The organism is Bacillus sp. 1A (assembly GCF_052682215.1).
In genome coordinates this window covers 2,362,915-2,375,993 of record NZ_JBQYLZ010000001.1, presented here as the reverse complement: position 1 = coordinate 2,375,993, position 13,079 = coordinate 2,362,915, and the positions used below count along the sequence as shown (strand labels likewise).

Sequence of the window (13,079 nt, the reverse complement as noted above, 5' to 3'; positions counted from 1 at the left end):
ATGTATCACTGCGTCACAAGTTCATGCTCTTCCAAAAACTTCGTATTAAACTCACCTTTTACAAAATCAGGATGATCTAGCAATTGCAAATGGAACGGGATTGTTGTATGTACGCCTTCAATGACAAACTCACTGAGTGCACGCTTCATTTTTGCAATTGCCTCTTCACGTGTTTTTCCGTGAACAATTAATTTAGCAACCATCGAATCATAGAAAGGTGGGATTGAATATCCCGGATATACAGCTGAATCGACGCGAATACCAAATCCGCCTGGTGGCAAGTACATTTCTACTTTACCTGGGGATGGCATAAATTTTTTGGCAGGGTTTTCCGCATTAATTCGGCATTCAATTGCCCAACCATTAAATTGTACTTCTTCTTGCTGTAACGATAACTTTTCTCCAGAAGCAACACGAATTTGTTCTTTAATTAAATCCATCCCTGTTACCATTTCAGTAACTGGATGCTCAACTTGAATTCTCGTATTCATCTCCATGAAATAAAAGCTTTTCGTTCTATATTCATAAATAAACTCAACCGTACCAGCACCTGTATAATCAACCGCTACCGCCGCTTTAACTGCCGCATCACCCATCTGCTTGCGAACATTTTCATCAAGTGCAGGTGATGGACTTTCTTCTAGTAGTTTTTGCAAGCGGCGCTGAATTGTACAATCACGCTCTCCTAAATGAATGGCATTTCCATGTGTATCTGCCATTATTTGAATCTCAACATGGCGGAAATCTTCAACGTACTTTTCTAAGTATACACCAGGGTTCCCAAAAGCGGTACTAGCTTCTTGCTGTGTAATTTGAATTCCTTTTACAAGCTCTTCTTCATGGCGTGCAACACGAATACCTTTTCCGCCGCCACCTGCAGTCGCTTTAATAATAACTGGATATCCAATTTGATTAGCAAGCTCGATCGCTTCTTCGGTATTTTTAATAATCCCTTGTGAACCTGGTACAATCGGAACCCCTGCTTCTTTCATTGTATCACGAGCAACGTCTTTTGTGCCCATCTTTGAAATAGCTTCTGGACTTGGACCGATAAAAATCAAGTTACATTCACGGCATAGCTCTGCAAAATCTGCATTCTCTGCTAAAAATCCGTATCCTGGATGAATAGCATCGCAGCCTGTTAACTTCGCAACACTAATAATGTTCGTCAAATTTAAATAGCTTTCTTTCGAAATCGTTGGTCCTACACAATACGCCTCATCAGCAATTTGTACGTGAAGTGACTCTTTATCTGCTTCTGAATAAATTGCGACTGTTTCAATATCCATTTCTTTACAAGCACGAATAATTCGTACAGCAATTTCCCCACGATTGGCTATTAATACTTTTTTTATCATCACAAAGACTCCCTTATTACGCTTTTACAAGAAATAGCGGTTGTCCATACTCAACAAGCTGCCCATTATTAACAAGAATCTCAACAATTTCACCATCTACATCTGCATCGATTTCGTTAAATAACTTCATAGCCTCGACAATGCATACGATAGAATCTTTTGATACTCTGTCTCCTACACTTACATATGCAGGTGTATCAGGCGAAGATGAAGAATAGAATGTACCTACCATCGGTGATGTAATTTTATGTAGGTTTTCATTTTGAACCACTTTTTGCTCTTCTTGTTTTGGTACTTCCACTTGTGCTGCCGCTACTGTTGTTTCAACTTCAACAGGTGCTACTGGTTGCACGACTTGTTTTGCTACAGGTGCTTGCACCGCAACAACTTCATTACCATGCTTTTTCATTTTGATTGTCGTACCATCTTTTTTGTATTCAAATTCATCAATATTAGAGCTATCAATTAATTTAATTAATTCACGAACTTCTTGAATTTTAAACATGTAAAATCCACTCCCATACTCTTGTTTGTCTCGTTTTTACAGATTATCGTCACTAAAACTAGATTGACTGTAAAAATACGATGTACTCTATTAGAAAATGCACTTCATTTACTAATAGAAATAATTGCTATTTCCATCTTACGATAAATTTTTTAAACATTCCAATTTATATTTCTTTATAATAAATCGAAACTCCTGTAAAAATATTATTCCAATAAAAATTTATTACCTAGTAATAATACCAAGTTTCACACAAAATTGGCAAGACCACTTCTAAAAAAACATTCCTTACTTTTTTCACAATGCTACACAATAAACAGATCATTACCGCTCCACTCTTCACCTCATCTATAGTCAACAACATATTTTTACCAAATATTATTTTTTTGTTTACACACCGTTCATCATTCCTTCATATAAGAATAGTATGTTCAAAGTGTAGAAAATATATCGTATCGAGGTGTGGACATATGATATGGCTCATTCTCTTCTTACCTGCCGTAATGGTCTGGGCATTCGTTCTCTTCATCCACGTCAAATCTGGAAAAAGTAATCATCATTACCATGAACCGCTAATCTTTTACTCACAACGTATTTCTCCGTTCCGAGTTGAACATAATAAAAACAACTACAAAGACGAAACAGAAAAAAGCTATCGAAAATGATAGCTTTTTTTCTATAACTATTTTCAAACAATCCGATTCGTAAAAACTAATAATCCGCGAGGGATTCCCCCGCGGATTATTAGTTTTTATTTTGTTGGTGGATCAAATTTCACACCTACATCTTTTGATCCGCCTTCACTTCTTACAAGCTGTATAATTTTATTCGCTTCTTTTTGTGAATGCTTTGCTGCTTTCACAGTTACTTTAATGTCAGTTCCATCAGCTCTTACAAGGGCATCTTTATATCCTCCTTGAGACTTAATCACTGTCTCAAGTAATTCTTGCTTCGTTTCCATTGTAGTAATTGCATCAAAATTATCTTTCGCTTTACTCTTTTCTGTTGCTGAAGATTTTGCTGAATTCATCACTTCTTGTAATCTTGATTTTTGTTCACTTAGCTGATCTTCCATTTGCATACGTAACGCTGTGAAATTTTCATCACTGGATTGAACTGTTACGTTAGCATCTTTTTTACTTGTTTCTTTTTGAGCACTCTCTTTTTTGTTTGTTTCTTTGTTTGTTTCTTTATTTGATGTTTCCTTGCTTGTATTTTCTTTTTTTGGCGTTTCTTTAGGTGCTTCATTTGTTACTGCTTTATCAGTACCTTGTTTTTCTTGTCCAATCTTTTCACCTGTTGCCGGCGATGCTGTATTCATTTTGTCAGGAGTTGTTACGTAATAAACAGATAGTACAACAACTAAACTTAACATCGTTAATAGCCAAACCGTTTGTTTTTTTAACACTTTATTTCCTCCCTATCAATTTTTCGGTGATACTGAAACACGATGAGCTGGTACATCTAGCAGCCGTATTACAGCTTCTTTTACCATCGCTTTAACTTGTATATTATCCACTCCTTTTGCTACGACAAGAACACCTCGTACTTTCGGTTTCTCTGTTCGTAAAACAACGGGAGTTTCTTTATCACCTTCACGTATAATGACTGTCTTTTCATCAAGGGACTCATCTTCTACTTCCCTCTTACCACCTGTCTTATCTGTTTCACCTGTTGTTTGTGAACGTTTCACTGTGTTTTTTTCTAATATTTTTTCCTCAGATGAATCTAAATTTACTTTAATCGTTACATTTTTTACTCCCGCTATTTCTTCTAAGGCTGCTTTTAATTCTTGTTCATACGCTTTTTCATACTTTTCTACATTTGACATACTATCATTATTTTTTTGTCCAAAAGTTGGTACGTCTTTTTCTTGGTTTTGCGTTTTTTGTTCTTTAAATACAGGTACTTCTTCTTTTTTACTTGAAAAAAGACTACTAGAAAACATAAGCAAAATCCCAAGAATGAGTAGGACAAGTAAAAACTTAGGTGTTATCTTTTTTCCCTTCTCATTGCTTTCTTTTTCATCCCCATTCAATAAGTTTCGAAAAAATGAGAACTTCGAATTTTTATCTTTATTGTCCATTTACTCTACCTGTCCTCCCCTCCATTTGAACTTGGATTTGTTTATTCTCTAGTTGCCACCTGCTTGAAAAGAAATCTTTCATTTCTACATTCGTTTCTTCTACTTTTTTCGGAGGTTCCTTCGTGTTAATTTCAACTGGTTTTACTGTTTCGATTGCATCATTTTTACTACGTTCTTTTTCTTTCAACGTCACAACAACAGTTTGAATATCTTTCGCTGACTTTACTTCCGCTGTACTTTCCGCTGCGACTATTTGTATTTCAGAGACTGTCATACCATACTTTTTCTCGAATTCTTTTCCTACTTCTTTTTTCATTTTGGTAGCCATCTCTTCTAAACTATATGCACGTGTTAGAGCTTGTATTTCTTTTTTCTTCGAATCTATTGAATTTTTTACAGATCCTTCTGCTACGTACTTCTCTTCATTAAAATTTGCGATTACTTCATTCACATCTGTTTGCAGTAGTTTAAAAAGGGGCGTTAAGATTAAAACAACTAATAATAGACTTACAACGAATTTAACGTACTTTTGCAAATTTGAATTTGGAAGAATAAGATGAAGCATTGTCGCTAAGAGTAAAAAAACGATAATATTTCTAATCCACTCTGTAACAAATTGCATACCCTTCACCTCCTACCGCATCATAAGTGTAATGTTCCCCGCAGCAATAATAATTGTGATACTTAAAAAGAACATAAATGATACGATAGCTAAGCAAGCAAATACATAAATGATGCTTCGCCCGATAATATCTAAACATTGAATAATTGCTCCGCTGCCAACTGGCTGTAATACTGCTGCTGCGAATTTATAAATAAACGCGATACAAAAAATTTGAATCGCTGGAAAAGCAACAATTAAGCATAGAATGACGAGCCCGATAATTCCGACTGTGTTTTTTAATAATCCCGATGCACTAATAACAGTATCCGCCGCCTCTGTAAACATTCTTCCTACTACGGGAATAAAGTTCCCTGTTACAAATTTAGCAGTTTTCACAGCTATTCCATCAGCAACAGCTGTCGCTGTTCCTTGTACAGATAATACCCCTAAAAAAATCGTTAAAAAAATACCGATAATCCCAACGCTAACGTTTTGCAGGAGCTTGGACAATTTCGTAACTTTATATTGATCACTCATCGTACTTACAATACTTAATATCGTTGCAAGTAATAAAAGTGGTAGAACGATATAATTCATCAAAAGCCCGCTCGTGTTCATTAAAAAGATAATAATCGGATGAAAAAACGATACAGATACAACACCACCTCCAGTTGCTATGAGTGCAAGCAAGATTGGCAATAGCGCTAATATGAAATCTACCATTGTTTGTATCGTTTCTCTTGCATATGTCATGACGACATAAAAACTATTTAAAGCGAAAATAATAAGTACCATATATACAACTGCATCCGCAATTTTACTTACACTACTCTTTGAAAATGCAGATTGCAGTGATTGCAACAATGCACTAAAAATTGTAAGCATAATGAGCGTTCCCAGCAGCTTCCCATTTGCAACAAGCTCGTGAAATAAATACTTTAATAAACCTAGCATCCACTCTTTTATAGAAATTTCTTTTTCTCCCTTTACAAACTCCATAAAGCTACCTTTTTGACTCTCTGGTAAATAACCTCCATATTTTGTAACAAGCCCGTCCCAAAATTGCTTCACATCTTCAATTCCGAGCTTATCCAATTGTTGATCAACGACGTTTGTTTCTACAGGAGAAGCTTGTACAACAACCGGTAAAGAAAAGAAAAGGAAGCAAGCAAATAGCAGCTTAGCTCCAAACCCCCTCAACATTCACTCCCCCTTATCCCGTCGGTAAAAATCCGAGAATAGTTTCAATGACAACCGTCAAAATAGGAATCGCCATTACTAAAATTAAGATTTTTCCAGCTAATTCAATTTTCGAAGCGATTGCCCCCTGCCCTGCATCTTTTGTAATTTGTGCTCCAAACTCAGCAATATAAGCAATTCCAATAATTTTTAGCAACGTTTCTACATATACGTTGCTAACTTTTGCTTCACTCGCTACTCTCTCAATCATTTGTAAAATAGAGTGAATTTGATCAATTAAAAGAAGAAACATCACGCTACCTACGAACACAATAAATAACGACGTAATGCTAGATTTATGCTGATTTAATACAGCTGCTAAAAACGTAGCAACGAGGCCTAATCCGACAATTTGTATAATTTCGATTCGAACCGCCTCCTTTACTGGAAGAGAAAGACACTCTTAATCTTGTCGAATAGCGTATTAATTAAAAATGCGACATGAAATAAAATAACGACAAAACCGACAAGGATAACCCAATTTGCAATATCCTCTCGCTTTAATTCTTTTAGTACGGTATGAATAAAAGCTAAAACAATGCCGATTCCGGCGATTTGAAATATTAATCCAACATCAATGGACATCGCCTTTCTCCCTCCTATAGCAGTAAAATTACGATAAGTAGACCCGCTAGTACCCCTAAGCTCTTGATCATTTTTTCGTATTGCAGTTGTAATGCTTTCGCTTCCTCTTCTTCTCTCTCTAAATGTGTAATACATAAGCGAATATGTTTTTGTTGTGATTCTCGATCATGTTGTCCGAGCGTTTCGCCAAATTGCTGCAAAATCTCGTACTCAGTTTGTTGAAATGCTGTTAGCTTCCAATTTTCTTTCAAACTATCTATCCAAGCTTCTCTTACTGTTTGTTCTCCACCTTCTAGCCTTCTAGCGAAACTTTGAAATATCCAATTTAACGGCTTAGGCATTTGTTTCACTAATCGCTCGGCAGCTTCAGACAAAGGTGTGTGCCCATACATAATTTCTGCCTCTAATGATTGAAGTGCCGCTTTTAATAATCTAAGTTGCCTTGGTCTCTCACTGTATCTTTTAGCGTATGAAAATCCGAAAAAGGTGCTGACCGCAACGATTAACACTGCACCAAATATTTTCACCATACGCTTTGCGCCTTTCTATGAGGTAATACCGATTTCCCATATTTATCTTTTACTTGCATAACTGTTCCTGGCCCTCTTGCTTTTGATAGCTCCACAAACCTATCAAATATGCCGAGCTCCAGCACCGCCTTTAGTGATGGGCGTTTCACAACATCATCATAAGAAAATCCATGTGCGCTTATAAAAAGCTGAACCCCTGCATGCACCGCCTCCATAATTGCTTCACTATCTTCTTTACGCCCAATTTCATCTACAATCAAAATATCTGGACTCATAGAACGAATCATCATCATCATTCCTTCAGCTTTTGGACATGCGTCTAACACATCTACTCGTGTGCCGAAGTCATATTGCGGAATACCTTTCACACAACCTGCAATTTCTGACCGCTCATCAACAATCCCCACTTTACAAGAAGGAATTTTCGAAGCACTTACACCTTGACTCATACAACGTGCTACATCTCTTAAAAGTGTTGTTTTCCCCGTTTGCGGTGGGCCAATTACCATCGTGTTTAACCATCGTGATTCATACAAATACGGCAAAAGTGGTTCAGCTATTCCTATTTTTTGACGAGCGATACGAATATTAAAGGAAGAGACATCTCGAATCATTTTCACTGCGCTTTTTTCTGTAATGACTTTTCCAGCTAAGCCGATTCTATGTCCTCCTCGAAGTGTCACATACCCACGTTTTAATTCCTCTTCCATCGTATAAATTGAGAATTGACTTAACTTATTCAATAAGTAAATGGCATCCTCTGCTGTAACGATATAGTCATAAAAAAACACTTCGCCATGAGCAATACACTCTAGCGGTCTTCCAATTCGAACACGAATTTCCTCTAGAGCATCGTATTGCTTACAACTTTCCACTAGCTGCTTCATCGTTTTCGGTAAAACTTCTAATACTTCTTTCATCAGCTTCTCCCCACTATACCTGGCTTACTTATTTCAACAACGCGATAAAAATGCAGCCAATTCCAAGCGCTAGAAAAAAGAGTTTCAAGAAAGAAATCTCACTTGCCACACTCGCTATGCCTATTGTCATTGTTAAAATTAATACGGTCGGTCCAACAAACGCCAACATACCATTTATAAACAATGCTTTCTTCGCATCATTCACATAAAGCATAAGCAAAGCGGCGAATATTTCTGCGCTACCCGAAAACAACCGAAGTAACCCCATTACAAGCACGGATGTTTCCATTGCCGCTAGCCACTGTTTCATTCTCCCACCTTCTCCCATAACGGTTACTAATGCTATATGCTAAAAAAGAATATATTTGTACAACCATATGCAGAGGTTGTCTATTTCAGAAGTAAAAACATAACTTTTCTCTAACACTTTTATCAAATCTGAATATTCCTATTATTTTATGGTATATTTAATTTAAAAGGGGTATAGACGATGCAACACGTTACTTTAGTACCACTCGATTTACGCTATGCAAATGTGATTTTCAAGCTATCAAGTGATCCCCACGTAAAAAATGCATTAGGAATAAAAGTAGAAAAGATCGAAGACACGAAAGCATTTCTTCTTTTCGCAATAGAAGAAGAGCGCCAAAAGAGGTCTTTATCGAGAATGATTGTAAATGAAGAAAACGAAATAATTGGTCTCACCACACTTAAACATATTAATTATGAAAAGAAACAATCTCACATTGGTAGTTGGCTCGGCTATCCATACTGGAGAAAAGGATATAACGAGGCTGCTAAAAAAGAAATCTTTAAAATTGCTTTTTTGGACTTACAACTTTCCTACGTATTTACTGGAGCTAAAACGAATAATGTCCGCTCGTTAAAAGCACAAGAAAAACTGCCTTATATTTCATTGCATGTGGAAGATAGATTCCCCGGTGAACATTCTGCCTTAGAGAATGAAGTAAAATCTTCTTGTGTACTACATGTCGTGTCACGTGAAAAATTTCTAAATTGGCTAGACCTACAAAAGGAGAAGGAAAAATATGAAGGTAGTAAAAATTAGTTTAACAGTCGTAGTAGAATTAGCTCTTATTTATCTTTTTTCAAAATTGGTCAGTTGGTCATTTATGGAGGCCTTTTTCCTTGGTAGTTTAGCGATATTTGCAATTACATGGCTAATTATTATGAGTAATCATAGAAACAACATTACGGATCATGCAATAAGTAAAACATTAACTGGTGTTGAGACTGGCAAAATAAAACCATTTCAAATCGTTTTCACTCCATATATGGCGGGTACTCTTTCACTTGTTTTAGTTAGTTTTATTATCACTGCTATTTACTATCTACCCTATTTCCTATAAAAAAAGCACTCGTGATGATCACGAGTGCTTTTCTACTATGCACGAGAAACGTATTTACCTTCACCAGTGTTGATGATAAGCATTTCGCCTTCGTTAATGAAGATTGGTACTTGTACAACAAGACCAGTTTCTAATGTAGCTGGTTTTGTTACGTTAGAAGCTGTATCGCCTTTAATACCAGGCTCTGTTTCTGACACTTTTAATTCAACTGTGTTCGGAAGTTCAACACCAAGTACTTCATCTTGGTATGTCATAATAGATACTTCCATGTTTTCTTTTAGGAATTTAAGTTCGCGCTCGATTTGGTTTTCACCAAGTTCGATTTGCTCGTAAGTTCCGTTATCCATAAATACGTGAGACTCACCGCTCGCGTATAAGTATTGCATACGACGGTTTTCGATGTGTGCTTTTTCTACTTTTTCACCTGCACGGAATGTTTTCTCTTGAACAGATCCTGTGCGAAGGTTACGTAGTTTAGAGCGAACGAATGCAGCACCTTTACCTGGCTTTACGTGTTGGAAATCCATTACTTGCCAAAGGGCATTGTCCACTGAAATTGTTAAACCTGTACGAAAATCGTTTACTGAAATCATGTAAAAAAATCCTCCTGTATATTACAAAATAATAAGTTCTTTTGGTGATTTCGTAATTACTTCATTACCTTCACTTGTTACAATGATATCATCTTCAATACGTACGCCGCCAATACCTGGAATATAAATACCTGGTTCTACTGTTACAGCCATTCCTGGTTCAAGTACTGTATCAGAACGGAACGCTAAACCTGGTGCTTCATGGATTTCAAGACCAATTCCATGACCAGTAGAGTGTCCAAAGTATTCACCATATCCTTTTTCCGTTATGTAATCGCGCGTTAACGCATCCGCTTCACGGCCTGTTAAACCAGCTTTAATACCGTTCACACCACGTAATTGTGCTTCTAAAACGATATTATAAATTTCTTTCAATTTATCAGATGGTTCGCCAACTGCAATCGTACGAGTAATATCAGAACAATATCCTTTGTAATAAGCGCCGAAGTCTAATGTAACGAAATCTCCTGTTTCTATCACTTTTTCAGATGCCACGCCGTGCGGTAATGCCGAACGAAGACCTGAAGCAACGATAATATCAAACGAAGAAGATGTTGCTCCTTGTTTTCTCATGAAAAATTCAAGTTCATTTGACACTTCAATTTCAGATACTCCCGGGCGAATGAATGATAGAATATGTTCAAAGGCAGCATCTGCAATCTGTGCAGCTTCCTTTAATATCTTAATCTCTGAATCAGTCTTTATCAAGCGTAACTTTTCTACAAGCCCAGAAGTTGGGATAAATTCAGCATCGATTACTTCTTTATGCGCTGAATAAGAACTATATGTAAGAGTATCTTGCTCAAAGCCAAGCTTTTGAATTCCCAGTTGCTTCACTTGCTTTGCAACTTCATCAATGATTAATCCTGCATGCTGTACAATCTCGTATCCAACCGCTTGTTTACTAGCCTGCTCTACATATCGGAAATCTGTAATAAATTGAGCACGATTTTTCGAAATCAGTACAACACCAGCTGTTCCTGTGAAGTTAGCCATATATCTACGACTGTGTTCATTTGTTAACAAAATACCGTCAATACCTGCCTCATCAAATGCACTTCTTACTCTTTCGATTTTCTCCATTACTTTATGCCTCCCTCAATTTCTCCATTAATGCAAATAACGCTAACTTATAGCCATAAAAACCAAATCCTACAATTTGTCCCGCACAAACAGCTGCCGTCACAGATTCGTGACGGAACGACTCACGCTGGTGAATGTTAGAAATATGTACTTCAATAACAGGAATCGAAATGCTCGCAATTGCATCTCGAATCGCATAGCTATAATGCGTAAATGCTCCAGGATTTAAAATGATCCCTTCATATATATCTTCCGCCTCATGAATACGATCGATAATCGCACCTTCATGATTCGATTGGAAACATTCTAACTCCACTCCCATTGTTTCTGCTTCTTGCTTCATATCCGCTTCAAGTGTCGCTAGCGTGCCCTTTCCATATACATTTACCTCCCTGACACCGAGGCGATTTAGGTTAGGACCGTTTACGAGGAGTACCTTTTTCATATGTTTAAAACTCCTTAATATTAAATATCTATACAACATTTTAACATAGGAGTTACTTGTTTGAATAGTTCGTCTTCTCTTCCCCTTCTCGCTCAGCTTTATTCGTATTTACTGCGTAGGAAACAGAGTATGCTATAAACACACCATACAATATAAAAATACATATCGTCGTCACAATTGTTTCTTTCGGTAAATGGAGTGCACTTTTAATGGCAGGCGCTATTAATCCCATTCCGAAAAATAGTAACGCCCACCAAAATAGCCCATAAATCATTCCTGGAATAATTCCTTCAAACTTCGCCAAAAACGCTTTATACAAAAAGGCAATCAAAATTGAGAGTAATCCCATACAAATAATTCCTGATACATTGCCCCATATCCCTTCTTTCCAGCTTCCAAAGGCAAATGGTAATAGTAAATAGTTCGGTCCCGCTTCCGTGAATGAAAATATATGAAGGAAATACCATATCCCCCCCCAAAAGATTCCACCAAACAAACCAATTTGCACATAATTCCTTGTTCCTAATTGTTCTTGACTCACATCGACACCTCCGCTCAATAGTATGCCCGAAACTATTTTGAACCATGTTTAAATACTGCGAAATTTGTCTATAAAAAGAATAAGAAATGTCCGACTCTCGTAACATTTTTCCTTGTCATATACTTGTATTTGTCGATAAAATAAAGGAAACTCGGTGATTGTCTTATTTCAAAATGACAGAACCCAGTATGACAATTGCCTCTTTTTCTACATAAGAGAGAAACAAATACAGGTTGGTGTTAACATGGCAGAAGAGTCAAAACAAATATATGGCGGGCAAGCAGTCATAGAAGGAGTTATGTTTGGCGGTAGAGAATATACTGTTACAGCGGTTCGTCGTAAAGATAAATCGATTGAATTTTATCGATTACCACGCGTTCGTAATAAAGCATTATCTATCCTGAAAAAAATTCCATTTTTACGAGGGATTGCCGCTATTGTGGATGCAAGTGCGAATGGAGCAAAACATTTAAACTTTGCTTCAGAACGATTTGATGTCCACCCAGAAGAAGACGAACAAATTGCAAATAACAAAGAAGAACAATCGAAATTAACGATGGTATTAGGAGTTGCAGCAGTTGGCGTTTTATCTTTCATATTCGGTAAAGTCATTTTCACAGCAGTTCCTGCACTACTAGCTGAATTAACGAGACCGATTTTCCCTTCTCATACAGGGCAAATCATTGTCGAAAGTGTCATTAAGCTCATGCTATTATTGAGCTATATATACTTTATTTCTTTAACCCCACTTATTAAACGGGTATTTCAGTACCATGGTGCGGAGCATAAAGTAATTAATGCCTATGAGAATAATCTTCCAATGACTGTAGAAAATGTTCAAAAACAAACTCGCCTTCATTATCGCTGTGGCAGTAGCTTTATTATATTTACAGTCATTATTGGAATGTTTGTTTATTTCCTTGTCCCTACAGATCCACTTTGGGCCAGAGTCGTAAACCGAATTTTATTAATTCCAGTCGTTCTCGGCATTTCTTTTGAAGTGTTACAATTTACAAATCGATTACGCGATATTCCAGTATTACGCATACTTGGATATCCCGGATTATGGCTGCAACTATTAACAACGAAAGAACCAACAGATGATCAAGTGGAAGTAGCCATTGCATCGTTTGAAGAATTATTACGTTTAGAAAACAAACAATAATTATTTAAAATTGGTGTTCAACTCCTTTCCTCATCGTTAATATACTAATTTTAAT

Annotated in this window: 19 protein-coding genes; 4 read left to right on the top strand and 15 right to left on the bottom strand. The window is 36.7% G+C overall.

Translation table 11 applies throughout. The features are described from left to right. Positions 1-5: 5 nt before the first annotated feature. Both accC and accB read right to left on the bottom strand, forming a co-directional pair. Entirely contained in the window at positions 6-1,358 is a 1,353-nt protein-coding gene (accC, locus tag ACUN0F_RS12080) for an acetyl-CoA carboxylase biotin carboxylase subunit (RefSeq protein WP_000592872.1), read from the bottom strand. A 16-nt stretch (positions 1,359-1,374) separates the two neighbouring features. Further along, positions 1,375-1,863, bottom strand: a complete 489-nt coding sequence (gene accB / locus ACUN0F_RS12075) for an acetyl-CoA carboxylase biotin carboxyl carrier protein (RefSeq protein ID WP_046957515.1) — start codon at positions 1,861-1,863, stop codon at positions 1,375-1,377. 470 nt (positions 1,864-2,333) lie between these two features. Here accB and ACUN0F_RS12070 point away from each other — a divergent pair, with 470 nt between their 5' ends. After that, positions 2,334-2,528: a hypothetical protein gene (locus tag ACUN0F_RS12070; protein ID WP_002107729.1), complete on the top strand. Its 195-nt coding sequence runs from the start codon at positions 2,334-2,336 to the stop codon at positions 2,526-2,528. Between the two features lie 86 nt (positions 2,529-2,614). Here the strand turns inward: ACUN0F_RS12070 and ACUN0F_RS12065 are convergent, their stop codons facing one another. Genes ACUN0F_RS12065 through ACUN0F_RS12025 form a run of 9 tightly spaced genes read right to left on the bottom strand, consistent with a single transcriptional unit; the run spans position 2,615 to position 8,137 of the window. Then, the gene (locus tag ACUN0F_RS12065; protein WP_000914707.1) at positions 2,615-3,271 is read right to left on the bottom strand and encodes a SpoIIIAH-like family protein; all 657 of its coding nucleotides are present in this window, start codon (positions 3,269-3,271) and stop codon (positions 2,615-2,617) included. 15 nt (positions 3,272-3,286) lie between these two features. Further along, positions 3,287-3,949: a stage III sporulation protein AG gene (spoIIIAG, locus tag ACUN0F_RS12060; RefSeq protein ID WP_000368870.1), complete on the bottom strand. Its 663-nt coding sequence runs from the start codon at positions 3,947-3,949 to the stop codon at positions 3,287-3,289. Continuing rightward, positions 3,939-4,571: a stage III sporulation protein AF gene (gene spoIIIAF / locus ACUN0F_RS12055; RefSeq protein WP_001161039.1), complete on the bottom strand. Its 633-nt coding sequence runs from the start codon at positions 4,569-4,571 to the stop codon at positions 3,939-3,941. The genes spoIIIAG and spoIIIAF overlap by 11 nt, the downstream gene beginning before the upstream one ends. Before the next feature lie 12 nt (positions 4,572-4,583). Continuing rightward, positions 4,584-5,756: a stage III sporulation protein AE gene (gene spoIIIAE, locus ACUN0F_RS12050; RefSeq protein ID WP_000943696.1), complete on the bottom strand. Its 1,173-nt coding sequence runs from the start codon at positions 5,754-5,756 to the stop codon at positions 4,584-4,586. Between the two features lie 10 nt (positions 5,757-5,766). Further along, positions 5,767-6,150: a stage III sporulation protein AD gene (gene spoIIIAD, locus ACUN0F_RS12045; RefSeq protein ID WP_079998460.1), complete on the bottom strand. Its 384-nt coding sequence runs from the start codon at positions 6,148-6,150 to the stop codon at positions 5,767-5,769. Positions 6,151-6,173: 23 nt separating this feature from the next. Beyond that, entirely contained in the window at positions 6,174-6,377 is a 204-nt protein-coding gene (gene spoIIIAC / locus ACUN0F_RS12040) for a stage III sporulation protein AC (protein ID WP_000020914.1), read from the bottom strand. Positions 6,378-6,391: 14 nt separating this feature from the next. Continuing rightward, positions 6,392-6,907 carry a stage III sporulation protein SpoIIIAB gene (spoIIIAB, locus tag ACUN0F_RS12035; protein ID WP_000238693.1) on the bottom strand — a complete coding sequence of 172 codons (516 nt, stop codon included), beginning with the start codon at positions 6,905-6,907 and terminating at the stop codon, positions 6,392-6,394. Then, the gene (spoIIIAA, locus tag ACUN0F_RS12030; protein ID WP_000665891.1) at positions 6,901-7,827 is read right to left on the bottom strand and encodes a stage III sporulation protein AA; all 927 of its coding nucleotides are present in this window, start codon (positions 7,825-7,827) and stop codon (positions 6,901-6,903) included. Before spoIIIAA ends, spoIIIAB begins: the two co-directional genes overlap by 7 nt. Positions 7,828-7,855: 28 nt before the next feature. Beyond that, positions 7,856-8,137 (bottom strand): YqhV family protein, encoded by a 282-nt coding sequence (locus tag ACUN0F_RS12025; protein ID WP_000816054.1) that lies wholly within the window; start codon positions 8,135-8,137, stop codon positions 7,856-7,858. Positions 8,138-8,317: 180 nt separating this feature from the next. Here ACUN0F_RS12025 and ACUN0F_RS12020 point away from each other — a divergent pair, with 180 nt between their 5' ends. Then, a complete protein-coding gene (locus tag ACUN0F_RS12020; protein ID WP_445539530.1) occupies positions 8,318-8,896 on the top strand; it encodes a GNAT family N-acetyltransferase in 579 nt (192 codons plus the stop codon). After that, on the top strand, positions 8,877-9,197 hold the full coding sequence (locus ACUN0F_RS12015) for a hypothetical protein (protein ID WP_445539529.1): 321 nt from the start codon (positions 8,877-8,879) through the stop codon (positions 9,195-9,197). Before ACUN0F_RS12020 ends, ACUN0F_RS12015 begins: the two co-directional genes overlap by 20 nt. Positions 9,198-9,232: 35 nt before the next feature. Here ACUN0F_RS12015 and efp read toward each other — a convergent pair whose 3' ends face one another. The 4 genes from efp to ACUN0F_RS11995 are packed head-to-tail and all read right to left on the bottom strand — an operon-like array spanning position 9,233 to position 11,859. Beyond that, on the bottom strand, positions 9,233-9,790 hold the full coding sequence (efp, locus tag ACUN0F_RS12010; RefSeq protein WP_000626521.1) for an elongation factor P: 558 nt from the start codon (positions 9,788-9,790) through the stop codon (positions 9,233-9,235). A gap of 21 nt (positions 9,791-9,811) precedes the next feature. Next, positions 9,812-10,873 carry a Xaa-Pro dipeptidase gene (pepQ, locus tag ACUN0F_RS12005; protein WP_087985171.1) on the bottom strand — a complete coding sequence of 354 codons (1,062 nt, stop codon included), beginning with the start codon at positions 10,871-10,873 and terminating at the stop codon, positions 9,812-9,814. A gap of 4 nt (positions 10,874-10,877) precedes the next feature. Continuing rightward, positions 10,878-11,318 (bottom strand): type II 3-dehydroquinate dehydratase, encoded by a 441-nt coding sequence (aroQ, locus tag ACUN0F_RS12000; RefSeq protein ID WP_000757087.1) that lies wholly within the window; start codon positions 11,316-11,318, stop codon positions 10,878-10,880. Between the two features lie 52 nt (positions 11,319-11,370). Beyond that, positions 11,371-11,859, bottom strand: a complete 489-nt coding sequence (locus ACUN0F_RS11995; RefSeq protein WP_000076903.1) for a YqhR family membrane protein — start codon at positions 11,857-11,859, stop codon at positions 11,371-11,373. A 244-nt stretch (positions 11,860-12,103) separates the two neighbouring features. Between ACUN0F_RS11995 and ACUN0F_RS11990 the strand changes: the two genes are divergently transcribed. Next, positions 12,104-13,024: a DUF1385 domain-containing protein gene (locus ACUN0F_RS11990; RefSeq protein ID WP_000807116.1), complete on the top strand. Its 921-nt coding sequence runs from the start codon at positions 12,104-12,106 to the stop codon at positions 13,022-13,024. The last annotated feature ends 55 nt before the right edge of the window (positions 13,025-13,079 follow it).